The 23,612-nt window shown below is 71.2% G+C and carries 27 protein-coding genes; 12 read left to right on the forward strand and 15 right to left on the reverse strand.

Features of this window, described 5'->3' with window-relative positions; genetic code table 11:
* Positions 1 to 12: 12 nt before the first annotated feature.
* The 4 genes from AB0M30_RS02735 to AB0M30_RS02750 all read left to right on the forward strand — a co-directional run bounded on the left by AB0M30_RS02735 (position 13) and on the right by AB0M30_RS02750 (position 4,699).
* A complete protein-coding gene (locus AB0M30_RS02735) occupies positions 13 to 645 on the forward strand; it encodes a hypothetical protein (protein ID WP_364579012.1) in 633 nt (210 codons plus the stop codon).
* Positions 635 to 1,696, forward strand: coding sequence for a CbiQ family ECF transporter T component (locus tag AB0M30_RS02740; protein WP_364579015.1), 1,062 nt, complete (start codon positions 635 to 637; stop codon positions 1,694 to 1,696). Before AB0M30_RS02735 ends, AB0M30_RS02740 begins: the two co-directional genes overlap by 11 nt.
* Positions 1,693 to 3,315 (forward strand): ATP-binding cassette domain-containing protein, encoded by a 1,623-nt coding sequence (locus AB0M30_RS02745; RefSeq protein WP_364579016.1) that lies wholly within the window; start codon positions 1,693 to 1,695, stop codon positions 3,313 to 3,315. Before AB0M30_RS02740 ends, AB0M30_RS02745 begins: the two co-directional genes overlap by 4 nt.
* A gap of 562 nt (positions 3,316 to 3,877) precedes the next feature.
* Positions 3,878 to 4,699 (forward strand): ECF transporter S component, encoded by an 822-nt coding sequence (locus tag AB0M30_RS02750; RefSeq protein ID WP_364579019.1) that lies wholly within the window; start codon positions 3,878 to 3,880, stop codon positions 4,697 to 4,699.
* On the opposite strand, the gene AB0M30_RS02755 is transcribed toward AB0M30_RS02750, so the two are convergent.
* Together AB0M30_RS02755 and AB0M30_RS02760 are read right to left on the reverse strand one after the other, a co-directional pair.
* Positions 4,690 to 5,544, reverse strand: coding sequence for a 3-hydroxybutyryl-CoA dehydrogenase (locus AB0M30_RS02755; protein ID WP_194295265.1), 855 nt, complete (start codon positions 5,542 to 5,544; stop codon positions 4,690 to 4,692). The two genes, AB0M30_RS02750 and AB0M30_RS02755, sit on opposite strands and share 10 nt — an antisense overlap.
* A 151-nt stretch (positions 5,545 to 5,695) precedes the next feature.
* Positions 5,696 to 5,884, reverse strand: a complete 189-nt coding sequence (locus tag AB0M30_RS02760; protein WP_103337899.1) for a DUF3073 domain-containing protein — start codon at positions 5,882 to 5,884, stop codon at positions 5,696 to 5,698.
* A gap of 207 nt (positions 5,885 to 6,091) precedes the next feature.
* Between AB0M30_RS02760 and AB0M30_RS02765 the strand changes: the two genes are divergently transcribed.
* The gene (locus AB0M30_RS02765; protein ID WP_364579022.1) at positions 6,092 to 6,988 is read left to right on the forward strand and encodes a hypothetical protein; all 897 of its coding nucleotides are present in this window, start codon (positions 6,092 to 6,094) and stop codon (positions 6,986 to 6,988) included.
* A gap of 127 nt (positions 6,989 to 7,115) precedes the next feature.
* Here AB0M30_RS02765 and AB0M30_RS02770 read toward each other — a convergent pair whose 3' ends face one another.
* The 3 genes from AB0M30_RS02770 to AB0M30_RS02780 are packed head-to-tail and all read right to left on the reverse strand — an operon-like array spanning position 7,116 to position 9,797.
* Entirely contained in the window at positions 7,116 to 8,048 is a 933-nt protein-coding gene (locus AB0M30_RS02770; RefSeq protein ID WP_364579024.1) for an asparaginase, read from the reverse strand.
* Positions 8,045 to 8,608, reverse strand: coding sequence for an aerial mycelium formation protein (locus AB0M30_RS02775; RefSeq protein ID WP_364579026.1), 564 nt, complete (start codon positions 8,606 to 8,608; stop codon positions 8,045 to 8,047). The genes AB0M30_RS02770 and AB0M30_RS02775 overlap by 4 nt, the downstream gene beginning before the upstream one ends.
* A 49-nt stretch (positions 8,609 to 8,657) precedes the next feature.
* On the reverse strand, positions 8,658 to 9,797 hold the full coding sequence (locus AB0M30_RS02780) for a folate-binding protein (RefSeq protein ID WP_364579028.1): 1,140 nt from the start codon (positions 9,795 to 9,797) through the stop codon (positions 8,658 to 8,660).
* Between the two features lie 31 nt (positions 9,798 to 9,828).
* Between AB0M30_RS02780 and AB0M30_RS02785 the strand changes: the two genes are divergently transcribed.
* Positions 9,829 to 10,677 carry an aminodeoxychorismate lyase gene (locus AB0M30_RS02785; protein ID WP_364579029.1) on the forward strand — a complete coding sequence of 283 codons (849 nt, stop codon included), beginning with the start codon at positions 9,829 to 9,831 and terminating at the stop codon, positions 10,675 to 10,677.
* Here AB0M30_RS02785 and AB0M30_RS02790 read toward each other — a convergent pair.
* From AB0M30_RS02790 to AB0M30_RS02830, 9 genes are all read right to left on the reverse strand, one after another.
* Positions 10,656 to 11,081, reverse strand: coding sequence for a hypothetical protein (locus AB0M30_RS02790; RefSeq protein WP_364579031.1), 426 nt, complete (start codon positions 11,079 to 11,081; stop codon positions 10,656 to 10,658). The two genes, AB0M30_RS02785 and AB0M30_RS02790, sit on opposite strands and share 22 nt — an antisense overlap.
* A gap of 98 nt (positions 11,082 to 11,179) precedes the next feature.
* Positions 11,180 to 12,025: a biotin-dependent carboxyltransferase family protein gene (locus AB0M30_RS02795; protein WP_364579033.1), complete on the reverse strand. Its 846-nt coding sequence runs from the start codon at positions 12,023 to 12,025 to the stop codon at positions 11,180 to 11,182.
* Positions 12,022 to 12,618: a 5-oxoprolinase subunit PxpB gene (gene pxpB / locus AB0M30_RS02800; protein ID WP_364579035.1), complete on the reverse strand. Its 597-nt coding sequence runs from the start codon at positions 12,616 to 12,618 to the stop codon at positions 12,022 to 12,024. The genes AB0M30_RS02795 and pxpB overlap by 4 nt, the downstream gene beginning before the upstream one ends.
* Before the next feature lie 4 nt (positions 12,619 to 12,622).
* Entirely contained in the window at positions 12,623 to 13,237 is a 615-nt protein-coding gene (locus AB0M30_RS02805; protein WP_364579037.1) for an FABP family protein, read from the reverse strand.
* Between the two features lie 231 nt (positions 13,238 to 13,468).
* Positions 13,469 to 13,780, reverse strand: a complete 312-nt coding sequence (locus tag AB0M30_RS02810; protein ID WP_364579039.1) for a DUF1416 domain-containing protein — start codon at positions 13,778 to 13,780, stop codon at positions 13,469 to 13,471.
* Positions 13,780 to 14,616: a sulfurtransferase gene (locus AB0M30_RS02815; protein WP_364579040.1), complete on the reverse strand. Its 837-nt coding sequence runs from the start codon at positions 14,614 to 14,616 to the stop codon at positions 13,780 to 13,782. Before AB0M30_RS02815 ends, AB0M30_RS02810 begins: the two co-directional genes overlap by 1 nt.
* Before the next feature lie 31 nt (positions 14,617 to 14,647).
* Positions 14,648 to 15,079 carry a DUF4395 domain-containing protein gene (locus AB0M30_RS02820; protein WP_364579041.1) on the reverse strand — a complete coding sequence of 144 codons (432 nt, stop codon included), beginning with the start codon at positions 15,077 to 15,079 and terminating at the stop codon, positions 14,648 to 14,650.
* A gap of 266 nt (positions 15,080 to 15,345) precedes the next feature.
* Positions 15,346 to 15,774: a thioredoxin family protein gene (locus tag AB0M30_RS02825; RefSeq protein ID WP_364579042.1), complete on the reverse strand. Its 429-nt coding sequence runs from the start codon at positions 15,772 to 15,774 to the stop codon at positions 15,346 to 15,348.
* A 10-nt stretch (positions 15,775 to 15,784) separates the two neighbouring features.
* On the reverse strand, positions 15,785 to 16,684 hold the full coding sequence (locus AB0M30_RS02830) for a DUF2993 domain-containing protein (protein WP_103337887.1): 900 nt from the start codon (positions 16,682 to 16,684) through the stop codon (positions 15,785 to 15,787).
* 152 nt (positions 16,685 to 16,836) lie between these two features.
* On the opposite strand from AB0M30_RS02830, the gene AB0M30_RS02835 reads away from it, so the two are divergent.
* From AB0M30_RS02835 to pstB, 6 genes are all read left to right on the forward strand, one after another.
* Entirely contained in the window at positions 16,837 to 17,595 is a 759-nt protein-coding gene (locus AB0M30_RS02835; protein WP_364579044.1) for a response regulator transcription factor, read from the forward strand.
* A 70-nt stretch (positions 17,596 to 17,665) separates the two neighbouring features.
* Positions 17,666 to 18,571: a mycothiol synthase gene (gene mshD / locus AB0M30_RS02840; protein WP_364579046.1), complete on the forward strand. Its 906-nt coding sequence runs from the start codon at positions 17,666 to 17,668 to the stop codon at positions 18,569 to 18,571.
* Between the two features lie 228 nt (positions 18,572 to 18,799).
* On the forward strand, positions 18,800 to 19,930 hold the full coding sequence (gene pstS, locus AB0M30_RS02845) for a phosphate ABC transporter substrate-binding protein PstS (protein ID WP_364579596.1): 1,131 nt from the start codon (positions 18,800 to 18,802) through the stop codon (positions 19,928 to 19,930).
* A 199-nt stretch (positions 19,931 to 20,129) separates the two neighbouring features.
* A complete protein-coding gene (gene pstC, locus AB0M30_RS02850; protein ID WP_364579598.1) occupies positions 20,130 to 21,050 on the forward strand; it encodes a phosphate ABC transporter permease subunit PstC in 921 nt (306 codons plus the stop codon).
* A gap of 2 nt (positions 21,051 to 21,052) precedes the next feature.
* Positions 21,053 to 21,970 (forward strand): phosphate ABC transporter permease PstA, encoded by a 918-nt coding sequence (gene pstA / locus AB0M30_RS02855; protein ID WP_364579047.1) that lies wholly within the window; start codon positions 21,053 to 21,055, stop codon positions 21,968 to 21,970.
* A 10-nt stretch (positions 21,971 to 21,980) separates the two neighbouring features.
* Entirely contained in the window at positions 21,981 to 22,757 is a 777-nt protein-coding gene (gene pstB / locus AB0M30_RS02860) for a phosphate ABC transporter ATP-binding protein PstB (protein ID WP_103337881.1), read from the forward strand.
* Positions 22,758 to 22,886: 129 nt separating this feature from the next.
* Here pstB and phoU read toward each other — a convergent pair whose 3' ends face one another.
* Positions 22,887 to 23,552, reverse strand: a complete 666-nt coding sequence (gene phoU / locus AB0M30_RS02865) for a phosphate signaling complex protein PhoU (RefSeq protein WP_103337880.1) — start codon at positions 23,550 to 23,552, stop codon at positions 22,887 to 22,889.
* Positions 23,553 to 23,612 lie beyond the last annotated feature (60 nt).

Here is a 23,612-nt window from a genome sequence, read left to right on the forward strand (position 1 = left end):
TAAAGTGCCTGCATGATCGCCTCCCGCTTCGCCGTCGTTTGCGCTCTCCTGTTCGGCGCCGCCTTCGTGGGCACCGCCCCCGCTTCGGCGACGGGCACCGACGGGGCCTGCGCGGAGGGTGGCGGCGTGACGGTGGTCGTCGATTTCGGTGATCTGGGCCCGCAGTCGCTGGTCCGCTGCGCCGCCGGGACGCCCGCGAACGGCATCGCCGCCCTGCAGGAGGCCGGGATCGAGGTGGCCGGTTCGCAGAAGTACGGCCTCGCCGTGGCCTGCCGGCTCAACGGCCAGCCAGGCCCCGGGGTCGAGTCCTGCGCGGGGATGCCGTCGGCGACGGCGTACTGGAGCTACTGGCACGCCTCCGCCGGGGGCAGCTGGACGTCGAGCCAGGAAGGCGCCCAGACGGCCAAGCCGGCGCCCGGCGGGTTCGAAGGGTGGGCGTTCGCGCGCACGAAGTCGGCGAACGACCTGCCGGCGCCGCCGCGCGTGCCGCCGGTCCGGCAGGCCGGGACGGCTGTCCCGGACGTCTCGAAGGCCGGCGAAACCGACTTCCCGTGGGGCTTCGTGATCGGCGTCGCGGTGCTCCTGGTGCTCGGGGCCGCCGGGGTCTACCTCTCGTCGCGCCGACGTCGCCGGCGTGAACAGTAGGGCGCTGCACCCCGGCGCCTGGTGGGCTTGGGCGCTCGCGCTGGCCGTCGCCGCGAGCCGGACGACGAACCCGCTGCTGCTCGGCCTGATCATCGCCGTCGCCGGGTTCGTCGTCGTGAACCGGCGGAGTGACGCGCCCTGGGCGCTGGCGTTCCGGCTGTACGTCTACGTCGGCGCGGTGATCGTCGCCTCGCGGGTGCTGTTCCGGATCCTGATCGGCGGCGAAGACGGCGGCCACGTGCTGTTCACGCTGCCGCGGATCCCGCTCGCCGCCGGGTTGTCCCTGTTCGGGTCCGTGTCGGCGGAGGCGCTGCTCGGCGGCTTCTACGACGGCCTGCGGCTCGCGACGATGGTCGTCTGCGTCGGCGCGGCGAACGCCCTGGCGAACCCGAAACGCCTGCTCAAGGCGGTCCCGGGGGCGCTGTACGAGGTGGGCACGGCGGTGACGGTGGCGTTGACGGTCGCCCCGCAGCTCGTCGAGAGCGTGCAGCGGGTGCGGCGGGCCCGCCGGCTGCGGGCGGGCCGGACTCGCGGGCTGCGGGCGGTCAAGGGCATCGTGGTGCCGGTGCTGGAGGACGCGATGGACCGGTCCCTGCGGCTGGCGGCCGCGATGGACTCCCGGGGCTACGGCCGCCGGGCCTACCTGAGCGGCGGCCTGCGGGCGCTGATCGCTTCCTGCGTCCTGGCCGGGCTGGCCGGCGTGTGCGTCGGCGTCTACGGCGTGCTCGACGGGACGTCGTCCTGGCTCGGGGTGCCGATGCTGGCGGCCGGGCTGGTCGTGGCCGTCGCCGGCTTCGTCCTCGGCGGCCGGCGGGTGCGGCGGACGGCGTACCGGCCGGACCCGTGGCGGTGGCCGGAGACGCTGGTCGTCGCGGCCGGCGCCGGGGCGTGCGCGCTGCTGTTCGCGACCGCCCGGATCGACGCGGGCCGGCTGTTCCCGTCGCTGAGCCCGCTGCGCTGGCCGGAGGTTTCCTGGGTGCACGTGGTGTCCGTGCTGGTCGCGGTGCTGCCGGCGTTCGTTTCGCCCCCGGTTCCGGAGGTCGGCCGATGATCGAGCTTTCGCGGGTCACGGTGACCTACCCGGACGCCTCGCGACCGGTGCTGTCGGACGTGTCGCTGCTGGTCGAAGAGGGCGAGTTGTGCCTGGTCGCGGGGCCGACGGGGGCGGGAAAGTCGACGTTCCTCGGCCTGCTCAACGGGCTCGTCCCGCACTTCACCGGCGGCCGGCTTTCCGGCCGGGTCGTCGTCTCCGGCCGGGACACGGCCCGGTACCCGCCCCGGGAGCTGGCTTCGGTCGTCGGCGTCGTCGGGCAGGACCCGCTGGCGGGGTTCGTGACGGACACCGTCGAGGAGGAACTCGCGTATGCGATGGAGCAGCTGGCGGTACCGCCGGACGTCATGCGCAAGCGCGTCGAGGAAACCCTGGACCTGCTGGGCATCGCGGAGCTGCGCAACCGTCCACTTCGGACCCTCTCGGGCGGCCAGCAGCAGCGCGTGGCGATCGGTTCGGTGCTGACGGCCCACCCGGCCGTCGTGGTGCTGGACGAGCCGACGTCGGCGCTGGACCCGACGGCGGCCGAGGACGTCCTCGCGGCGATCACCCGGCTCGTGCACGACCTGGGGACGACGGTGATCGTCGCGGAGCACCGGATGGAGCGGGTGGCCCAGTACGCGGACCGGCTGCTGTACCTGCCGGGCGACGGCTCGGTGCGCTCCGGACCGCCGGCCGAAATCTTGGCGACGTCGTCGATCGCCCCGCCGATCGCCGAACTGGGGCGGCTCGCGGGCTGGTCGCCGCTGCCGCTGTCGGTGCGGGACGCGCGGCGGGTCGCGGGGCCGCTGCGCGCTCGCCTTGAGCCGAGTCTTCAGCCGAGTCGTCGAAAACTGTCGGTGGTGGGTCGTAGCCTGTCGGTGACCGGTTCGGCACTGGATGTGCGAGGGGTGGTGGTCCGATACGGAGATGTCCTGGCGGTGCGCGGGGTGGACCTGCGCGTCGGACCGGGCGAGGTGGTCGCGCTGATGGGACGCAACGGCTCCGGCAAGTCGTCGCTTCTCTGGGCGGTGCAGGGCAGCGGCCCGAGGTCGGCGGGGAAGGTCGACGTCGGTGGAGCGGACCCGGCAGCGCTCAAGCCACGAGTGGCCCGTCAGCGCGTGGGCCTGGTCCCGCAGACCCCGGCCGACCTGCTGTACCTCGATTCGGTGGACGCCGAGTGCGCACAGGCGGACACCGAGTCGGAGGTCCCGGCGGGAACGGCCCGGGCCCTGCTGGACAGGCTCGCCCCGGGAATCGCCGGTGAAGCGCACCCCGGCGACCTTTCGGAAGGGCAGCGACTGGCGTTGGTGCTGGCGATCCAGCTGGCGTCGGCCCCACCGCTGGTCCTGCTCGACGAGCCCACCCGCGGGCTGGACTACCACGCGAAACGGCGCTTCGCGTCGGCCCTGCGAGAGCTGGCCTCGCAGGGCCACGCGCTAGTGCTGGCCACCCACGACGTCGAGTTCGTGGCGACGGCCGCCGACCGCGTGGTGGTGATGGCCGAGGGCGAGGTGGTAGCGGACGGCCCGACGAAGGAGGTGATCGTCGCCTCGCCGGCGTTCGCCCCGCAGGTGGCGAAGATCCTGGCCCCGCAGCAGTGGCTGACGGTGGACGAGGTAGCGGAAGCGCTGGCATGAGCACGCGCAGGAGGGGGTGGGTGGGGCGGGGGGCGGGGGCGGGGAGCCGAAGCCGACGAGCGCACTCGGCCGCCCGCAGGCATGCGGCCGCCCGCAGTTGCGACAGCTTCGCCGCTGGTCTGCGATGTGTGGTTGGCGGGTGTCCGCAGGCGTGCGGCTGCTTGGCCGCTGGCCTGCGGTGGGTGGCTGGTGGCTGTCCGCGGGCGTGCGATCGCTTTGCCGCCGGCCCGCGGTGCGTGGGTGGTGTCTGCTCGCAGGCGCCCGACCGCTTCGCCGCTGGTCTGCGGGTTGGCGATGCCTCGTCGATGGGCATGCTCGCCTGTGCTGGCTTCCGCGGTCACCCACAGGTGTGCGACCGCTTCGCTCCCGGCCCGCGGTGCGTGGTCGGTGGCTGCCCCCAGGTCTGCGATCGCTTCACCGCCGGCCCGCGGGTCGCAGCGGGCGGCGCCTCGTCGGGGCGCAACCGTGCCGGCTTTCGCGGCCTCCCGCAGGCGCGCGAACGGGCGGGCAGTGATCTGCGTGCTGCGGCCTGCCTCAGAGCAGCAGCGGCGGTGACACCGGCATGACCGACTTCCTCGGCCCACCGCCCCGCGCTGTCCGCCTGACTCCGCGGCCCGCCCTGGTGCTCACCGTCGCGAGCGTCCTCGGGCTGGCCATGTTCTGCTGGCCCCTGCTCGCCCACCCGCAGCCGACCGCGGCCGCGCACACCGCGGATGCGCCCTTCGTCTTCATGGCGACCCTGCCGGTGCTCATCCTGGTCGTGCTCGCCGAGCTGTCCCGCGGGGGGATCGATGCCAAGGCGCTCGCTCTCCTCGGCGTGCTCTCGGCCGTCAACGCCGGGCTCCGGCCGCTCGGCGCGGGCACCGGCGGCATCGAGCTGGTCTTCTTCCTGCTCGTGCTCGCCGGCCGCGTCTTCGGGCCGGGCTTCGGGTTCGTGCTCGGCTCGACGTCGCTGTTCACGAGTGCGCTGCTCACCGCCGGGGTCGGGCCGTGGCTGCCGTTTCAGATGCTCGCGTCGTCGCTGGTCGGGCTCGGGGCCGGGCTGCTGCCGCGGAAAGCGCGCGGGAAAGCCGAGATCGCCCTGCTCGTCGGCTACGGCGTCTTCGCGGCCTACTTCTTCGGGCTGCTGATGAGCCTGTGGTCGTGGCCGTTCCTCGCCGGTGACTCCGCGCAGCTCGGCTTCGTGCCCGGTGCGCCCCTGGCGGAAAACCTGCACCGGTTCGCCGTCTACACCGTCCTGACCTCAACCCTTGGCTGGGACACCGGCCGCGCGATCACCAACGCTGTCGCGATCGTCCTGCTCGGGCCGGCCGTCCTGGGCGTACTGCGACGCGCCTCGAGGCGGGCCGCCTTCGAGGCGCCCGTGACCTTCGGTCAGCCGTAGGAATAGAAGCCGCGGCCGGTCTTCTTGCCGAGAAGGCCCGCGTCCACCATGCGCAGCAGCAGCGGGGGCGACGAGTACAGCGGCTCCTTGAACTCCGCGTACATCGAGTCCGCGATGGCCTTGATCGTGTCCAGCCCGATCAGGTCGGACAACCGCAGCGGGCCCATGGGGTGGGCCGTGCCCAGCTCCATGCCGCGGTCGATGTCCTCGGCCGACGCGAAGCCCGACTCGATCATCCGGATCGCCGAGAGCAGGTACGGCACCAGCAGCGAGTTCACGATGAACCCGGCGCGGTCCTGCGAGCGGATCACGGTCTTGCCCAGCGCCGTCGTCGCGTGCTCCTCCGCGCGGCGGGCGGTCTCCTCGCTGGTCAGCAGCGAGGGCACCAGCTCCACCAGCGGCAGCACCGGCACCGGGTTGAAGAAGTGGATGCCGACCACCTGCTGCGGCCGGCTCGTCGCCATGCCCAGCTTCATGATCGGGATCGACGACGTGTTGGACGCGAACAGCGCGTCCTCGGCCTCGACGATCTTGTCCAGCTGGCGGAAGACGTCGACCTTCGCCTGCTCCTGCTCGAGGATCGCCTCGATGATCAGGTCGCGGTCGGCGAACTCGGCGATGTCCGTGGTGAACCGGAGCCTGGCGAGCGCCGCGTCGGCGTCCTCGGTGGTCAGCTTGCCGCTCTTGACGCCGCGTTGCAGCGACTTCTCGATGCGTGCCCGGCCGGCGTCGAGCGCCGGCTGGTTCACCTCGGTGATGACGACGTCCAACCCGGACCGCGCGTGCACCTCGGCGATGCCGGACCCCATGAGGCCCGCCCCGACGACTCCAACCCGACTTACCACCGGTTCACTCCTTCATCGCTTCGCAGCCCGCGCGCCTCGTCCGGACAACACTCGTCCGGACGACACTGTGGACGCGATTTTGGGCAGCACGCGACGCGCGAGGGCGGTCGCCGGATGTGTCCCGGCTACGCCCTCGCGCGGTTACGCGTGCTCAACGACGGTAATCGTCATACCCGTCGTCGTACGGGTCTTGATCATCGCTGTCGGACTCCTCGTGGTGGACACTGGAGGAGTTACTCGACAGCTCGCGCTGCAAAGCATCGAAGTCGGTCTCGTGCGAGCTGTACTTGAGCTCACGCGCCACCTTCGTCTGCTTGGCCTTAGCTCGGCCGCGCCCCATGGCTCGACCCCCTCGCACAGGGGCGGGGCGGCCGGGGGAATCGGCGGCCCCGCATCGTCTCGACAATTATTTCCTGCTCACACCGTACCGTGTCCGGGGGGTTGGATGCGACGTGGCACGGTGTGCCGGTCGCGACAGTGTTCGGCGGACGCCGGTTACCGGCCGGTCGGTGGCGATCGACGCAGGTAGACGTGCCACGATCTACCCGTGCTTCGTCCCTTCGTGGCTTACCTGCGGGTGTACGAACCCCTGCTCGCCCTGGGCGATCCGCCGGACGAGCGGCTGCGTGCGGCCGTCGCCGCGGCCAAGCTGGGGCGGACGGACGCGGGCGCGCGCGAGCAGGCCATGTGGCTCAGGTCACAGGTGGCCGCGCCGCGGCGGCTGCTGCCCGCCGAGCTCGCCGACGGCCGTCCGGCGCCGAGCCTGCTGACCGACGTCCTGGTGCTCGATCCCGGCGAAGTGCCGGGTGGCAAGGCCGAACTCGGCCCGCTCGTCTGCCCGCTGGAGCTGCGGGCCCGCTCGGCGGCCGCGCTGGTCACCTTCCTCGGCGACGCGCACCCGGCGCTGAAGAACGTCGTCCTCGAGGAGGGCGGCTTCACCCAGGAGACGATCCGGGCCCGGACGAAGTCGGCGATGGTGGACCTGAGCACGTCGGCGGCGCACACGTTGTCGACGACCTGGACCGTCCCGCTGCCGTGGTTCGTGCTGGTCGAGCCGGAGGAGCGGCGCCTGGTGCTCGGCGACGGCCGGACCGACCCCCGGCGCGAGCTGTCCTGGCGGGCGACCCTCGCCGACGCGCAGCACCGCGCCCGCGAGGCCGGCGAGCTGCTGGAGCAGACCTTCGGCGACTCCGGACCGGGCCGCGTGCTGTTCGAGACGCGTCGCTGGCTGGACAACTTCCACGCGGACTCGGTGGTCGAGCTCGACTACGGCGGCCTGGTGCAGCTGTTCACGGACCCGGTCCTGGAGGCCGACAACACGGCCGACGAGGTCCACGACATCCTGGACGCCCTGCGTTCGGGCAACGTCGAAGAGCTGGCCGAACTGTTCTCGGACCTGCGGGAGTTCTGGGGCGACGTGGCCGCCCGCGAACGCGCCAACTAACCCGCGAACGCGCCGGCCAGTGGACAACCCGACGGCCCGGCGGCTTTCCGCCCCGGAACTGTCGGTGCCTCCCGGTAGCGTGGAAAACGGGGGCTGCTCAGCCAAGGCCGAAGGCCACCGGCGTCCGTCAGCGCAGCTCGGGCACCCGGATCTCGCCCACCGCACGCCCGCCGCCGGAGACGATCGGCCGGGCCAGCTCCTCGAGTCCGGAGACGTCCGCCCCGAGGTACCGCAGCGCCTCCACCGCCAGTGGCGCGCAAGCCCGCTTCGCGCCGTCGTCCAGCTTCATCGCCACCGCGAACCCGTCCGGCAGCGCGAACGCCTGGACCCCTTCCGCGCCGGCCTTCGCGACCAGACCCTCCACACCGGACATCAGCGCCGTGTCCTCGCGGCCCGTCCCCGCCACCAGCCACGGATGCGCCCGCATCGCCGAAGCGACCGCCGCCGAAGGCCCTTCGGAAGCACCGGCGATCCGGCCGAATGCGCGAGCCAGCCCCGTCAGGGAGAACGCGAACAGCGGCGCACCACAGCCGTCGACACCCGTGTGGGCGATCGGCTCGCCGGTCAGCTCCGCGACACAAGCCGCGATCGCCTGCTGAAGGGGATGGTCCGGCGCGGCGTACCCGGCCGTCGGCCAGCCGGCGCGGACGCACGTCGTCAGCATCGCCGTGTGCTTGCCCGAGCAGTTCATCATCACCCGGCGCGGCTCGGCCGCGTCGCGCATGCTCGGCACGTGGAGGGGGAAGTCCGGCGGGCACGCCAGGTCGTCTTCGCGCAGGCCGGCCGCCTCCAGCAGCTCCAGCACCCGCTTCACGTGCCCGGGCTCGCCCGAGTGGGACGCGCACGCCAGCGCCAGGGCCTCGCCCGTGAAGTCCAGGCCCGCGCGCAGCATGCCGGCCGCCTGCAGCGGCTTGTTCGACGACCGCGGGTACACCGGCGAGACCACGTCTCCCAGGGCCAGCCGAACCGATCCTTCCGGGCCCGTGATCACGAGGGCGCCTCTGTGGACGCTTTCGACGAAGCCGGAGCGGACGACTTCGGCGAGCACGGGGTCGGTCACTCGCCGCGGCCACCCTCGTTCTCCAGCAGCTCGTCCACTGTGGCCGATCCCTGCTGGTAGCGCTGGGCGATCTCCGCGTTCAGCGTGTCCATCACGCCTTGGACCTCGCGGCGGAACGACGACACCGACAGCTCTTCGCGCGCGTACGTGTCCAAAGCGGAGGCGAGCTTCTCGTCCGAGAGGGACCCGACGTCGGTCAAGTCCGTGTCGCCGATCAGGGCCTCCGCGTGCCGGCGGTGCTCACCGGCGCGGGACGGCTCCAGCTGCTGGTGCCGCCCCGAACCCGCCGCCGGGCCCAGTGCGTTGTCGGCGAGGATCGTCGCCAGCTGGTCGACGATGCTCGCTTCACCGCCGGAACTGCGCCGCGCCTGCTCCGCGCGGACGATGTCGATCCGGGCGTGCAGGAGACGGCGCAGGTAGGACAGGTCGGTCTCTTCTTGTGCGGCTTCGTCGCGCCGCTCGCGCAGCACCTTCAGCGGCAGTTCACCCAGGCCGCTGAGGTACCCCGGGCCGAGCACGCGGTCGATCCGCCGCCTGCCGCCGGGCCGCACTTCGATCACAGCGCAGTTTATCCCGGTTGAGCGTGATCTCGCTGTCAGGGGCTTTTGTTCAGCCACGGAGTTGGGCCGCGGCGGCGCGGCCCGGCGCCGGCTGCTCCGAGGGCACGGAGTCGGGGTCGATCGCCGCCTGGACGAGGTGGTCCTCCGACCCCGCCAGCAGCTCCGCGCCCACCGGCGTCGACCGCTTGACCAGGGCCAACGCGATCGGGCCGAGCTCGTGGTGCTGGATCACCGTGCCGATCCGGCCGACCGTGCGGCCGTCCAGCAGCACCGGGTCGCCGGTTTCCGGGGTGACCTCGGGCGAACCGTCGAGGTGCAGCAGGAGCAGGTTCCGCGGCGGCCGTCCCACGTTGTGGACTTTCGACACCGTTTCCTGGCCGCGGTAGCAGCCCTTGGCGACGTGCGCGGCCGAGCCGACCCAGCCGACCTCGTGCGGGATCGTGCGGTCGTCGGTGTCGACGCCCAGCCGCGGCCGCAGCGACTCGACGCGCAGTGCGTCGAACACCCAGCTGCCCGCCGCCCGCGCGCCCGCGTCGGTGAGCCGTTTCCACCAGTCCACCAGCGCCTCGCGCGGCACCGCCAGGTCGACGCTCGACCGGCCGGGCCACGGCATCCGCCGCGCGAACCCGCCACCCGGCAGCGCCGCCACCGCGTACGGCTCCGGGCCGACTTCGGCGCCGGCCGCGCTCAGCACGCGCTCGGCGTCCGGGCCGAGCACGGTGAGCAGCGCGAGCTCGCCGGTCGCGTCCCGGATGTCCACCTTGGACCAGAACTTCATCGCCTCGAGGTACTCGCGCAGCGTCTGCGGGCCGCCCTTGGGCAGCGCGCTCGTCACGCTCGGGCCCGGGTCGGTGTCGAGGTAGACCGTGCCATCGAGGTGCGCCACCACCATGTGCGTCTCCACGCGGCCCTGGCTGTCGAGGACGAGCGCCTCGGTGCCGGAGCCTTCGGCGAGTCCGGTCACGTGCTGGGAGATGACCAGGTGCAGCCACGACAGCCGCTCTTCGCCGGTCACGGCGAGGAACTCGCGGTGCGACCGGTCGATCACGACCACGCTGCGCGAGGCCGTGCGCTGCTCCGCGAACGGGTCCCCCCAGTGCCAGGGCACTCCGGCCTCGGGGTGCGCAGGGTCCGAGTCGGGGGAAGGGATCGATCCGGGCACGTCCAGCAGCGGCGAGCGGTACGGCATACCGCCCAGCCTAGGTGAGTACCGTGTCCGCATGCGCGTGCTCGTCTTCCTGGACGGAACCCCGGCCGACCCCGACGTCGCCCAGATCAAGGTCGACGACCTCGGGCTGATGCGCGGCGACGGCGTCTTCGAAACGATCCTCGTCGTCGACGGCCGGCCCCGGGAGCTGCGGCCGCACCTGGAGCGGCTGGCCCGTTCGGCCGCCATGCTCGACCTGCCCGAGCCCGACCTCGGGGCCTGGGAGCGGGTCGTTTCGCTGGTGCTCGAAAGGTGGACCGGCGGGGCCGAAATGGTGCTGAAACTGGTGTACACGCGGGGATCCGACGGCGACCCGGCCGCGGCGCCGACGGGCTTCGCGCTCGGTTCGGAGGTCCCGCCGTCGATCATCAAGGCGCGCGCCGAAGGCGTCGCCGCGATCACCCTCGAACGCGGTTTCCCGCCGGATCTCGCCGAGCGCGCGCCGTGGCTGCTGCTCGGGGCGAAGCCGCTGTCGTACGCGGTGAACATGGCCGCGGTGCGGGAGGCGGGCCGCCGCGGGGCCGAGGATGTGATTTTCACCGCGGCCGACGGTTCGGTGTTCGAAGGGCCGACGTCGACCGTCGTGCTCGCGAAGGGGCGGACGCTCTACACGCCGCCGTCGAGCATCGGGATCCTGCCGGGCACCACCCAGGCCGCGGTGTTCCGCGGCGCCGAGAAGGCGGGCTGGGCGGTCAAGGTGGAGCCGCTGACCGTGCGCGACCTCGTCGAGGGCGACGGCGTCTTCATGGCCTCCAGCGTCCGCAAGCTGACCCGGGTGCACACGCTCGACGGCGAGCGGCTGCCCGACTCCGAAGCGGTGTACGCCGAGCTCGTCGCGGCCTACGAGGGCGAATACGCCTGACCCTGGGTGATCCGGACGACGGCGGGGGCGACCTCTTCGGCGCGGTAGGCGGCGATCTTGTGGTGGCCGTCGATGATCAGCTCGCGTTCGCCGCCGGCCAGCACCACCGCGACCGGGCGGTGCCCGGTGCGGATGGCCGTCCGGTAGTAGCCGACGCGGGCCTCGTCCGACGGCGGCCAGGCGTCGGTCGGCGTGAGCTCCTGGCCGGCCGGCACCCGTTCCGGGCCGCTGACCCGGTAGTCGCCGTCGACGAGCAGGTCGAGGACCGGTCCGAGCGTGGTGGCCAGCGGACGGCGCAGCTGACCGGTGGCCAGCGCGATCCGCAGCGACTGCGGCAGCTCCGCCCGTGCCCGCGCGTTCACGTCGAGGAAACCCGTGCCACCGCTGATCGTCACCTGTTCCACGTTTATGAGGACGGGCGGCGGCGCGACATGGTTCCGGCCCCTACCCGGACGGGTGCACCGGGTGATCGGGGTCTCACCCGCGCGGCGGTACGCCTTGCTCAGGACGGCCGGAACCGGATTCGGGTACCCGGCCGAGCCTGCGCGAGGGCGTTCAAGGCGGCCGTCTTGACGACGGCGGCGACCGGGTAGCCGCCGGTGGTCGGGTGGTCGGCGAGGAACACCACCGGCAGCCCGCTCGGCGGCACCTGGATCGCGCCGGTGACGACGCCCTCGCTGGGCAGTTCGCCCTCGACGGCCCGGCGCAGCGGCGTCCCGTCCAGGCGCAGGCCGACGCGGTTCGACTCGGCCGTCACCGTCCACCCCGCCGAGAGGCCGCCGGCCGGATCGTCGATCCAGTCGTCGCGCGGGCCGAGCGTCACGGGCACCACGAGCTCGGCCGGCGCCTGGACCGGCACGACGACGTCCGCGCCCGCGGGGACGCCGGGCTCGCCGAGCGGAAGGACGTCTCCGGCGCGCAATGGCGGCGGCCCGATGCCGGACAGGACGTCCCGGGACCGGCTGCCCAGCACCGGCTCCACCGCGATGCCGCCGGAGACGGCCAGGTAGCAGCGCAGGCCCGTCGAAGGCGTCCCCATCGTCAGCGTCTGGCCCGCGCGAACCCCCAGTGGCGCGTGGGAGCCGGCGGGCCGGCCGTCGACCCGGACGTCGACCGCCGGGCCGGTGACCGCGGCCGTCACCGCGGCCGTGAACCGCACGGTCAGGCCGCCGAGCAGGGCCTCGATCCCGGCGGCGTCCTGGGGGTTGCCGACGAGCCGGTTCGCCAGCCGCAGCGACGCGGTGTCGAGGGCCCCCGAAGGCGCCACCCCCAGGTGGGCGTAGCCGGGCCGGCCCCGGTCCTCGACCAGCGCGTACCGCCCGGGGTCGAGTACCTCCAGGCTCCTCACCGGACGCTCCGGAAGCGGACGCGATCCCCCGGTGCGAACAACGCGGGCGGGTCCGCGTGGGGGTCGAACAGCGTCGCCGACGTGTGCCCGAGCAGCCGCCAGCCGCCGGGCGACTCGCGCGGGTAGACGCCGGTGAACTCGCCGGCGAGCCCGACCGACCCGGCCGGCACGCGGGTCCGCGGCGACTCCAGGCGAGGCTGCCGGAGCTGCTCGGGAAGGCCGGTCAGGTAGCCGAAACCGGGGGCGAACCCGGTGAACGCGACGGTGTAGGCGGCTTCGGTGTGCATCGAGACGACGGCGTCGGGCGAAACTCCGGCGTCGGCGGCGATCAGGGCCAGGTCCTCGCCGTCGTAGCGGACGTCGAGGGTCACTTCCCGGGGCTCGTCCGCGGGCGGGTGCGCGAGGTCGGCGTCTTCGAGCAGGGCCCGCACGGCCGCCACACCGCCGACGACGAGCAGGCTGCGCGCGCCCGGCACGAGATCGGTCACCCCGGGCGGGCGCGCGGCCAGTACGGTGGCGTGGGCGGCCCGCATCCGGTCCAGCGAATCGCAGTCGAGCAGGGCGGCGTCCTCGCCACACCGCCGCCAGCGCACGGCGTCAGCCGACGACGCGGTGCAGCAGCGCCGAGGTGTGCGGCTGCATCTCCTGGCCCATCATCGCCCGCTCCTCGACGTAGCCGAGGGAGCCTTCGATCAGGCCGTACAGGCGCTGGGCCGCGGTGACGTCCTTGGCCGTGGCCGTCCGGATCACCGCGTCGGTGCCGAGCTCCCAGGACGTCTGGTTGCGCGGCTTGCCGTAGTACAGCTCGAGGATGCCGGTGTTGTGCGTGAGCAGCAGCTCGATCGTGTCGTCCTCCTGCGGCCGCCAGAACCCGGACTCACGGGCGGCGGGGCGGATGACGTTGCCGTCGTCGTCCAGCAGCCACGCGCGGGACTCGTGGATCAGGAACGGGCGGCCGTCGTGGGAGATCGTCAGCTGCTGCGCGAACTTGCGGGGGCCGTCGATGGTCGGGTAGCCGACCTCGCCCTCACCGCGCCAGACGCCGACGAGCGGGAGCAGCGCGAGACAGGCGTCGTTGAGGTTCGGCCCCTCGCGCAGGTTCGCGGTGTCGTTGGGGATGGGCAGGTCGTCCCACAGCGGGAGGTTGCGGGCGCGGGTGTTCTCCGCGCGCCTCTCCGCTGCCACGATGGCTTCGTCGCCGCTTGCGGTCATGGGTCAGCGCTGGTCCGCGTACAGCCGGTAGACGACGTACACGGCGAACCAGGTGATGGCCACGCCGGCGAGGACCAGCAAGGTCGTAAACAGAGCTTCCACGGCGAGCAGCTTAGTCCGTCCGGCCCCGCGCGGCCCTGCGCAGGGTCGACGCGGTGAGGACGGTCACCTGCCCGGAAACGCCGTGAGGGCCTTCCTGCCGCGGCAGGAAGGCCCTCACGAGGGAGGAACTCAGGCGACCGAGATGGCCAGCTGGTGCACGCCGGGACCCTCGGCGGTGACCGAGGCTTCGCCGTTGCCGGAGCGGTGCAGCGCGCGCACCGTCCAGTCGCCCGGCGCCGCGTAGAAGCGGAAGTCGCCGTCGGCCGACGAGACGACCTCGCCGGTGAAGTCGCCGCCGCCGTCCAGGAGCCGGACGAACGCGCCGCCGACCGGCCCGTTCGCGCCCGTCACCTTGCCGGCCAGCACGACCTGGCCGCGCGTGTCGTAGTCCGCGGGCGTGGCCTCCTGGACCGGTGCGCCGCAGCTGTCGTCAACCGCCATCACTTGGCTCCCAACTCGACCGGCACGCCGACGAGCGAGCCGTATTCCGTCCATGAACCGTCGTAGTTCTTGACGTCCTCGTAGCCCAGCAGCTCGTGGAGCGCGAACCACGCGATCGAGGAGCGCTCGCCGATGCGGCAGTAGGCGATGGTGCCCTTGCCCTCGTCGATGCCCTCGTCCTTGTACAGCTCCTTGATCTCTTCCTCGGTCTTGAAGGTGCCGTCCTCGTTGGCGACCTTCGCCCACGGCACGTTCAGCGCGCCGGGGATGTGCCCGGGAACCTGGGACTGCTCCTGCGGCAGGTGCGCCGGGGCGAGCAGCTTGCCGGAGAACTCGTCCGGGGAACGCACGTCGACGAAGTTCTTCGACCCGATCGACTGGACGACCTCGTCGCGGAACGCGCGCAGCGAAAGGTCCTGGTCCTGGGCCTTGTAGTCCGTCGTGTCGCGCTTGACCTCGTCGGAGTTCAGCTCGCGGCCGTCGAGCTCCCACTTCTTGCGGCCGCCGTCGAGCAGCTTGACCTTGTCGTGGCCGTACAGCTTGAAGTACCAGTACGCGTACGCGGCGAACCAGTTGTTGTTGCCGCCGTAGAGGATCACGAGGTCGTCGTTGGAGATGCCCTTCTCCGAGAGGAGCTTCTCGAAGCCCTCCTTGGAGACGAAGTCGCGGCGCACCCCGTCCTGCAGGTCGTTCCGCCAGTCGAACTTCACCGCGCCCCGGATGTGGCCGGCGTCGTAGGCGGTGGTGTCCTCGTCGACCTCGGCGAACACGACGCCGGGGGTGTCCAGGTTCTCCTCGGCCCACTGGGTGGTGACCAGGACGTCTTCACGGCTCATGGACTTGGACTCTCTTTCTGGGGTTGAACTTTCAGGACGCGCGGGCGGGGCTGAAGCGTTTGATCAGCAAGTACATTTCGCAGCCCAGGCAGAAGTCGAAGGCCGCGTTGAGGAAGGCCGCGAACAGCGCGAACGCCGTCGCGACGATGCCGAGCGGGGCGATCCCCACCGCGAAGCCGACCGTGCCGACCAGGGCGAACACGAACCCGACGGCCTGGGCGAACCGCAGCGGCGCCGCGTCCTCGCGCTCGGAGGGCGGGCCGAGGCGCGGGGCCACCAGCGTCCGGTAGACGATCGAGTACGGCGCCTGCTTCAAGCCGACGAACGCACCGATCGCGAAGACGACGGTCTGGGCCGCCAGCAGCGGCCACCACTCGGTGACCAGGACGACCGCGAGCACGATCGTGGTCAGGATGGCGGCGAACCGCGGGCCTCGCGGGTCGACGGCCGGTCCGGCGGGCATGGTTCCTCCAGCTGGGCGGAGAGGGTGCGTGCGAACGGCACGCGTCAGCGGCATCAGGGCTGGTGGGGGACCGGATCGAACGGTTCAGCGCCGGTCGGGCTGAACACGACACAGGCTGCTGCGGACGCGGCAGAGGTCGACTGCGCGTCGCTGCGTCAAGAAGGTGGTCAGCCCGGTCACGGGTGCGAGGGTACCCAGAGCTCCCTCAGGGTGGGAACCACGTTCATACCTTGGGACGATTCCCGATTTCTGGGACAACGCCCTGGTCAGGGCGTCCGGGAAGTGAGATGCGGCCGCAGGGCGGCGAGCAGTTCCGGGCCCTTGGGGACGCCGCCGACGCGCAGCAGCTCCCGGCCGTCCGGGGTGAGCGCGATCGTGGTCGGCGTCCGCAGCACGGACAGCGACTGCGCGACCTCCGGCTGCTCCGTCACGTCGAGTTCGACGTGGTGCAGGCCCACCGTTTGCTCGGCCAGCGGCGCGAGCACGGCCTTCGCGTGCCGGCAGGGCGCGCAGAAGGTGGTGGAGATCTGGACCAGCGTCACGGCGGAGGCCGGGTCGAGCGCGGCGGTGACGGGGGCGGGCAGCTCGCGAGCGGCGGGCTTGGCGGCGCGCACCCGGCCGTTCCGGGCCTTGAGCAGCGCACCGACGGCCGCGGCCGTCACCAGCGTGGCCACGAGCACCCACAGCCCCGTCACCGGCCGCTCCCTACTTGCTCAGGTCCGCGAAGGACACGTTCGCCGCCTTGCCCTTGATCGTCACCGATCCGCTCTGCACCCGCACGCCGGTCGGGGTGACCGACAGCGGCAGGTCCTTCGTGCTGATCGACACGTTGAAGTTCGGCATCAGCGCCTTCTGCACCGCCGCGGGGACCACGGTGGTCTCCTGGTTGTTCCCGAACTGCAGCCGCTTGGGGAGGAAGTTGATCGTGCCCTTGGCGGCGTCCGCCTCGATCATCGCGAAGCAGAAGATTTCCAGATCCTTGCCCGCGAACGGAAGGTGTCCCGAAATGCGGACACCGGTGCTCGACTCGTCCTGGTCGGCCTGGCCCTCGGTGGTCTTCGTCGTGGTCGGTGCCGGCTCGCTCTGGCCGCTGTCGCCGTTCTGGACGTACTCCGCGGTCGACGGCTCGATCCGCAGCTCCTTGATCTTGTCCAGCGGGGACAGGCGCGCGAGGTCGGCGGCCTTGATGGTGACCGCACCGGTCAGCTGCCCGATGGTGATCGCCTTCGTGTTGCCGTTCGTGATGTCGGACAGCGGCGCCTTGACGTCCTCGAGCTCGGCGGTCACCGCGACGTCCTGCAGCTTGTTCGCGACCGGCAGGCCCGCGGCGGACACGCTGATGTGACTGTAGTCACCGCCGAGCGCCTGCGTGAGGAACGGGAAACCGTGGATCGTCACCGACGGGTCGTCGGTCAGCTGCAGCTGCGTGCGGGCCTTCTGCGAAATCATGTGCTCGGCGAACGCGGCGGCCCCGAAATCGGCGCCGACCAGCAGCAAGACCAGCACCACGACAGCGATCACCCAGCGCCGGGCGCGGCGGCCGCGGCGTCGCGCGTCGGGCCTCGGTGCGGGTCGGTCGTCCCGGGTCACGGGCCTGCTCACCATCGCGTCCGTACTCCTGTTCTTCGGGGACACCCGGGTTTCGCCAGGTGTGATCGATCCAGCAAGGGTTAGGTGCCCGGCCGTTCAGCCGCTATTCTCACTTAGCACCGACCAACGCCGCTTTGCGGCGACGACTCGAGAAGGCGGTGCGGCTGATGAGCCTGGACCTTCTGGTACTGACTGCGGAGGCCGACGCCACCACGGTGCTTCCCGCGCTGGACCTGCTGCCGCACACCGTACGCGTCCGGGCTCCCGAGGTGACGGCCCTGCTCGACGCGGGCCACCGTGACGTGATCCTCCTCGACGCCCGCAGCGACCTGGCCTCGGCGAAGAGCCTTTGCCGCCTGCTCAAGGGCACCGGCGAGGACGAGGCGGCCACCCCGATCATCGCGGTCGTCGGCGAAGGCGGCCTGGTGGCGGTCAGCGCCGAATGGCGCACCGACGACATCCTGCTCCCGACCGCCGGCCCGGCCGAGGTCGACGCCCGGCTGCGCCTGGTCACCACCCGCGACGGCGGTTCCGCGCAGGTCGACGCCGAGCTGCGGGTCGGTGAGCTGGTGATCGACGAAGCGACCTACACCGCGCGCCTGCGCAAGCGCACTCTCGAGCTCACCTACAAGGAGTTCGAGCTGCTCAAGTACCTCGCGCAGCACGCGGGCCGGGTGTTCACCCGCGCCCAGCTGCTGCAGGAGGTCTGGGGCTACGACTTCTTCGGTGGCACCCGCACGGTCGACGTGCACGTCCGGCGGCTGCGCGCCAAGCTCGGCCCCGAGCACGAGCAGATGATCGGCACCGTGCGCAACGTCGGCTACAAGTTCGAGCGGCCGGCCAAGAACGGCGGCCCGCGTCCGGGCGTGCCCGCGCAGGCGACCGCCGCCGACGCTCCCGCGGAGACTCCCGAACTCACCCACTGATCCCCCTTCCGCGCACAGAAGACGTCTCGCACAGCCGTCGCGTTGCGTCCGTCACGGGTACGGTCGGAGGGTGAGCGGAGACGGCGAGTGGCGCCAGGAACTGGACGAACAGCAGCTCGATGACGTGCGGCGGCTGCTGCTGGCCGTACGCGAAGCCGACGGCCGGCCCGAGGTCGAGCCGGCGGGCGCGCTGCCCGGCGAGTTCGACGGCGGTGAGCACCTCGTCGCCTGCGTCGAGGGCGAAGTCGTCGGCTACGCGCACCTCGACACGACGGGCGACTCCTTCGACCACCAGGTCGTCGAGCTGTTCGTGCATCCCGCCCACCGTGACCGCGGCTACGGCGCGAAGCTGCTTCAGGCGGTCGACGAGCGGGCCGCGGTCGGCTTCCGCGTCTGGGCGCACGGCGACCACCCGGCCGCGCAGAAGCTGGCGCTGAAGACGGGCCTGGAGCGTAAGCGCGAGCTGCTCATCCTGCGCGTCGACGTCGAAGGCTCGGACTGGCCGGAGCCGATCCTGCGCGAGGGCGTCTCGCTGCGGACGTTCGTGCCGGGCCAGGACGAGGACGCCGTCGTCCGGGTCAACGCGCGGGCCTTCGACTGGCACCCCGAGCAGGGCGCCCTGACCGCCGACGAACTCCGTGCCGACGAAGCACGTCCCTGGTTCGACGCCGACGGCTTCTTCCTCGCCGAAGAAGAGGGTGAGGTCATCGGCTTCCACTGGACGAAGGTGCACGAACCGACGCCCGGCCGGTTCGGCGGCGAGCGCGTCGGCGAGGTGTACGTCGTCGGCGTCGACCCGGCCGCGCAGGGCGGCGGGCTCGGGCGGGCGCTCACGCTCGCCGGGCTGCGGTACCTCGCGAGCCGCGGGCTGCGGCAGATCATCCTGTACGTCGAGGGCGACAACGCGGCGGCGCTGGCGGTCTACACCAGGCTCGGGTTCACGCGTCACGAAACCGACGTCCAGTACGGTCGGTGACCACGGTCGACGCCCTGCGAGCACGTCGTCACTGACGGCATACACGCAGGTCACGGCCCGGACACGGTGACCTCTCGGGGTAGTAGCACTGCTCACATCCGGGGGTCTGTTCACTTTGCGTTCATTTGTTCACGGCCGACCGTCCATCAGCGCTGCCTAATGTCCGGTTCCGGCACGGCGACCACCGCCGCGGCCGAACCGGTGAAGCTCCTGATGGAGGAAACAGCAGTGAAGATCATGCGGCCCCTGAGCGCGGTCGGCATCGTGGCGAGCGCCGCTCTCGTGCTCGCTGCCTGTGGCACCGACCCCGCGGCGTCCAACAGCAGCGGCTCGAGCTCCGCTGCTGCCCCCGCCGCGACCGAGACCGCCGATGTCCAGTGCGGTGGCAAGAGCCCCCTGTCCGCGGAAGGTTCGTCGGCGCAGAAGAACGCGATCGACATCTTCACGCAGCAGTACAGCAAGAAGTGCTCGGGCCAGCAGGTCAACTACAACCCGAGCGGTTCGGGCGCGGGCGTCAAGCAGTTCAACGCCAACCAGATCGACTTCGGCGGCTCGGACTCGCCGATCAAGGACGCCGACGCCGAGGCCGCCAAGGCCCGCTGCGCCAGCGACGCCTGGAACATCCCGCTCGTCGTCGGCCCGATCGCGGTCGCCTACAAGCTGTCCGGTGTGGAGAAGCTGACGCTGACCCCGTCGGTGACCGCGAAGATCTTCAGCGGTGGCATCACCAAGTGGAACGACCCGGCCATCAAGGCGGTCAAGGGCAACGAGAGCCTGAACCTGCCGGACAAGGCCATCCAGGTCGTGTCGCGCGCCGACGAGTCGGGCACCACCGACAACTTCCAGAAGTACCTGGGTGCGGCGGCGAAGGCCGACTGGACCAAGGGTGCCGGCAAGAAGTTCAACGGCGGCGTCGGCAACGGTGCGCAGGGCTCCAACGGCGTCGCGACCGCGGTGAAGGCCTCCGACGGTGGCATCACCTACGTCGAGGGCGCGTTCGCCAAGGACGGCCTGACCGCGGCCCTGATCGACAGCGGCTCCGGCGGTGTCGAGCTCACCTCGGCGAACGTGGCCAAGTCCCTGGACGCGGCGAAGTTCCTCAAGGAAGGCTCGAACGACCTCGCGCTCGACCTCAACGGCATCTACGCCAGCAACACCGCGGGTGCCTACCCGCTGCTGCTGACGACCTACGAGATCGTCTGCTCGAAGTACGCGAACCCGGACGTCGCCAAGGCCGTCAAGGCGTTCCTGACGGTGGCCGCGACCGACGGCCAGCAGCCGCTGTCCGCCAAGGGCTACGTGCCGATCCCGCAGTCGCTGCAGTCCAAGGTCCTGACCGCGGTCAAGGCCATCTCCTGACCTGGTCTTGCGACTGTTCCCCGAGTTGATAGAGGCTGGACAGAAGTAGTCGATGAGCGAGTCAAGCTCGACGCGAACGCCCACCGGCGACCCCGGTGGGCGTTCGTCGTCCGCCACAACGCCCCCGGAGGATCCGATTTCGGAGCAACGAGCCTCGACGGCGGCGCCGGAGCCGCCCGCGAGCGAGAAACCGAAGAAGGTGCGGCCCGGTGACCGCATCTTCCAGAACCTGACCACCGGGGCCGGGATCTTCGTCGTCGGCCTGATCGGCCTGATCGGGCTCTTCCTGCTCATCCAGGCGATCCCGGCGCTGAAGGCCGACAAGGTCAACTTCCTGACCAACCACGGCTGGACGACCAGCGACCCGGCGAACATGGCGTTCGGCATCCTCGACCTGCTCGAGGTCACGGTGGCGACGTCGCTCGTGGCGCTGGTCATCGCGATGCCGGTGTCGCTGGGCATCGCGCTGTTCCTGACCCAGTACGCGCCGCCGCGCCTCGCCCGCCCGTTCGCCTACGTCATCGACCTGCTCGCCGCGGTGCCGTCGATCATCTTCGGCCTCTGGGGCATCCTGGTGTTCGCGCCGACGATCGAGCCGTTCGCGCAGTGGATCAACGAAACGTTCTCGTGGTTCCCGCTGCTGGCGCCCGGCAACGTCGCGCCGAGCGTGCGCGGCACGATCTTCACCGCCGGCATCGTGCTGGCCGTGATGATCCTGCCGATCATCACCTCGCTCTCGCGCGAGGTGTTCGAGCGGACGCCGACCCCGCACATCGAGGGCGCGCTGGCGCTCGGCGCCACCCGCTGGGAGGTCATCCGCACCACGGTGCTGCCGTTCGGCAAGGCCGGCTACGTCGGCGCGTCCATGCTCGGCCTCGGCCGCGCGCTGGGCGAGACGATCGCGCTGGCCGTCATCCTGCTCATCCCGCAGGGCAAGAACTTCGACTGGAGCCTCTTCGACGGTGGCGCGACCTTCGCGTCGAAGATCGCCGCGAACTACAGCGAGTTCAACAACGAGGTCTCGGCCGGCGCGTACATCGCGGCCGGCCTGGTGCTGTTCGTGCTCACCTTCGTCGTGAACTTCGCCGCGCGGTCCGTCATCGGCAAGAAGGGGGACTGACCATGTCCGTCACCTCGCTCGAAGCGCCCGCGTCGACTCCGGCGTTCCAGCAGGTCAGCGTGGCTCGCAAGGTCAAGAACGGCCTGGCCACGACGCTGGTCTGGCTCTCGTTCCTGATCGCCGTCGTCCCGCTGGTGTGGGTGCTCTACACCGTCGTCGTCAACGGCATCAAGCGCATCCCGTACAGCAACTGGTGGTCGCAGGACTTCGGGGACGTGCTGTCCGACGAGGTCGGCGGCGGCGTGCTGCACGCCATCATCGGCAGCCTGCTGCAGGGCCTCGTCTGCGCGATCATCGCGGTGCCGATCGGCATGCTCGTCGCGATCTACCTCGTCGAGTACGGCCGCGGCAAGCTCGCCAAGGCCACCACGTTCATGGTGGACATCCTCTCCGGTGTCCCGTCCATCGTGGCCGCGCTGTTCATCTACGCGCTGTGGATCACCACGCTCGGCCTGCCGCGCAGCGGGTTCGCCGTCTCGCTTTCCCTGGTGCTGCTGATGATCCCGGTGGTCGTCCGCTCGTCGGAGGAGATGCTGCGGATCGTCCCGGACGACCTGCGCGAGGCGTCGTACGCGCTGGGTGTGCCGAAGTGGAAGACGATCATGAAGATCGTGCTCCCGACGGCGATGTCCGGCATCGTCGGCGGGGTCATGATGGCGCTGGCCCGCGTGATGGGCGAAACCGCGCCGCTGCTGGTCCTCGTCGGCTACTCGGCCTACACGAACTGGGACATCTTCCACGGCGAACAGGCCGCGCTGCCGCTGCTGATGAACAACGAGCGCGTCAGCAACCCGATGGACCCGGGCACGGTCGGCTTCGACCGGATCTGGGGCGCGGCACTGACCCTGGTGCTCATCATCGCGATCATCAACCTCCTCGCCACCGTGTTCGCGCGCCTTGTCGCCCCGAAGAAGAAGTGAGCTGTAAGCCATGGCAAAGCGAATCGACGTCAAGGACGTGGACATCTACTACGGCAAGTTCCACGCCGTGGACGGTGTCACCCTTTCCGTGCCGCCGCGCAACGTCACCGCGTTCATCGGCCCGTCGGGCTGTGGCAAGTCGACGGTGCTGCGCACGCTGAACCGCATGCACGAGGTCATCCCCGGCGCCCGCGTCGAGGGCGACGTCCTGCTGGACGGCGAGAACATCTACGCGTCGGCGGTCGACCCGGTCCAGGTGCGCCGCACGATCGGCATGGTGTTCCAGCGCCCCAACCCGTTCCCGACGATGTCCATCAAGGACAACGTCGTCGCCGGGCTGAAGCTGGGTGGCACCAAGGGCAAGAAGACCCTCGACGACATCGCCGAGCGCGCCCTGCGCGGCGCGAACCTGTGGAACGAGGTCAAGGACCGCCTGAACAAGCCGGGCGGCGGCCTCTCGGGCGGTCAGCAGCAGCGGCTGTGCATCGCCCGCGCGATCGCGGTCCAGCCGGACGTGCTGCTGATGGACGAGCCGTGCTCGGCCCTGGACCCGATTTCCACGCTCGCGATCGAGGACCTGATCGGCGAGCTGAAGAAGGACTACACGATCGTCATCGTGACGCACAACATGCAGCAGGCGGCCCGGGTTTCCGATCAGACGGCGTTCTTCAACCTCGCCGGCGTCGGCCAGCCGGGCCGGCTGGTGGAGCTGAACGACACGGAGAAGATCTTCTCCAACCCGGATGAAAAGGCCACGGAAGACTACATTTCCGGTCGCTTCGGCTGAGTATCCGTTGCTGCGGAAGGCCTTTCCCGCCGGCGCTCGGGGCCGGCGAGGAAGGCCTTTCGTTTTGTCCTAAGTGGAGCAATGAGAAAGCCCCCGGCCACGGCCGGGGGCTTTCTTCGTTCGGTGCGCTCAGATGTCTTCGTCGGAGCCGTAGCCCGGCATCTTGCCGGTGACCACGAAGATCATCCGCTTCGCGACCGACACCGCGTGGTCGGCGTAGCGCTCGTAGAAGCGGCCCAGCAGCGTCACGTCGACCGCGGCGGCCACGCCGTGCGGCCACTCGCGGTCCATCAGGACCGTGAAGAGGTGGCGGTGGATGTCGTCCACCTGGTCGTCGTCGGACTCGAGCGTCTTCGCCGCTTCGACGTCCTTCGTCTTGATGACCTGCTCGGTCTGCCGGGCCAGCTTGACGGCGATTTCGCCCATCTCGGCGAAGTACGGCCGCACCGCCTCCGGCAGCACCGGATCGGGGTGACGGCGCCGCGCGGCCTTCGCCACGTGCAGCGCCAGGTCGCCCATCCGCTCCAGGCTCTCGGCGGCGTGGATCGCCGCGAGGACTGTGCGGAGGTCGGTCGCCACCGGCGCCTGCAGGGCCAGCAGCGCGTACGCCTGCTCCTCGCACTGGGCGCGGGCGTCGTCGACCTTGGCGTCGTCGCTGATCACCTGCTCGGCGAGGCCCAGGTCGGCCTCCAGCAGCGACCGCGTGGCCCGCTCCATCGCCTCGGCGACCTGGACCGACATCGCGGCCAGGTTGACGGCGAGCTGTTCGAGTTCGACATGGTAAGCCTCACGCATGGCCCAACCCTACGGCCAACCGTGACCAAACACCGCATCGCCGGGTGAACCGCACGTGAA

It is taken from the genome of Amycolatopsis sp. NPDC051716 (genome assembly GCF_040681595.1).
Taxonomy (GTDB): Bacteria; Actinomycetota; Actinomycetes; order Mycobacteriales; family Pseudonocardiaceae; genus Amycolatopsis.

Bases quoted from the DNA above. Each gene is read 5' to 3' on its own strand.
- AB0M30_RS02735 (WP_364579012.1), top strand. From the start codon at position 13: ATGATCGCCTCCCGCTTCGCCGTCGTTTGCGCTCTCCTGTTCGGCGCC.
- phoU (WP_103337880.1), bottom strand. From the start codon at position 23,552: ATGCGTGAGGCTTACCATGTCGAACTCGAACAGCTCGCCGTCAACCTG.
- AB0M30_RS02830 (WP_103337887.1), bottom strand. From the start codon at position 16,684: ATGGTGAGCAGGCCCGTGACCCGGGACGACCGACCCGCACCGAGGCCC.
- AB0M30_RS02805 (WP_364579037.1), bottom strand. From the start codon at position 13,237: ATGACCGCAAGCGGCGACGAAGCCATCGTGGCAGCGGAGAGGCGCGCG.
- pstB (WP_103337881.1), top strand. From the start codon at position 21,981: ATGGCAAAGCGAATCGACGTCAAGGACGTGGACATCTACTACGGCAAG.
- AB0M30_RS02815 (WP_364579040.1), bottom strand. From the start codon at position 14,616: ATGAGCCGTGAAGACGTCCTGGTCACCACCCAGTGGGCCGAGGAGAAC.
- AB0M30_RS02785 (WP_364579029.1), top strand. From the start codon at position 9,829: ATGCGCGTGCTCGTCTTCCTGGACGGAACCCCGGCCGACCCCGACGTC.
- AB0M30_RS02750 (WP_364579019.1), top strand. From the start codon at position 3,878: ATGACCGACTTCCTCGGCCCACCGCCCCGCGCTGTCCGCCTGACTCCG.
- AB0M30_RS02820 (WP_364579041.1), bottom strand. From the start codon at position 15,079: ATGCCCGCCGGACCGGCCGTCGACCCGCGAGGCCCGCGGTTCGCCGCC.
- AB0M30_RS02745 (WP_364579016.1), top strand. From the start codon at position 1,693: ATGATCGAGCTTTCGCGGGTCACGGTGACCTACCCGGACGCCTCGCGA.
- AB0M30_RS02835 (WP_364579044.1), top strand. From the start codon at position 16,837: ATGAGCCTGGACCTTCTGGTACTGACTGCGGAGGCCGACGCCACCACG.
- AB0M30_RS02760 (WP_103337899.1), bottom strand. From the start codon at position 5,884: ATGGGGCGCGGCCGAGCTAAGGCCAAGCAGACGAAGGTGGCGCGTGAG.
- pstA (WP_364579047.1), top strand. From the start codon at position 21,053: ATGTCCGTCACCTCGCTCGAAGCGCCCGCGTCGACTCCGGCGTTCCAG.
- AB0M30_RS02780 (WP_364579028.1), bottom strand. From the start codon at position 9,797: ATGCCGTACCGCTCGCCGCTGCTGGACGTGCCCGGATCGATCCCTTCC.
- AB0M30_RS02810 (WP_364579039.1), bottom strand. From the start codon at position 13,780: ATGGCGGTTGACGACAGCTGCGGCGCACCGGTCCAGGAGGCCACGCCC.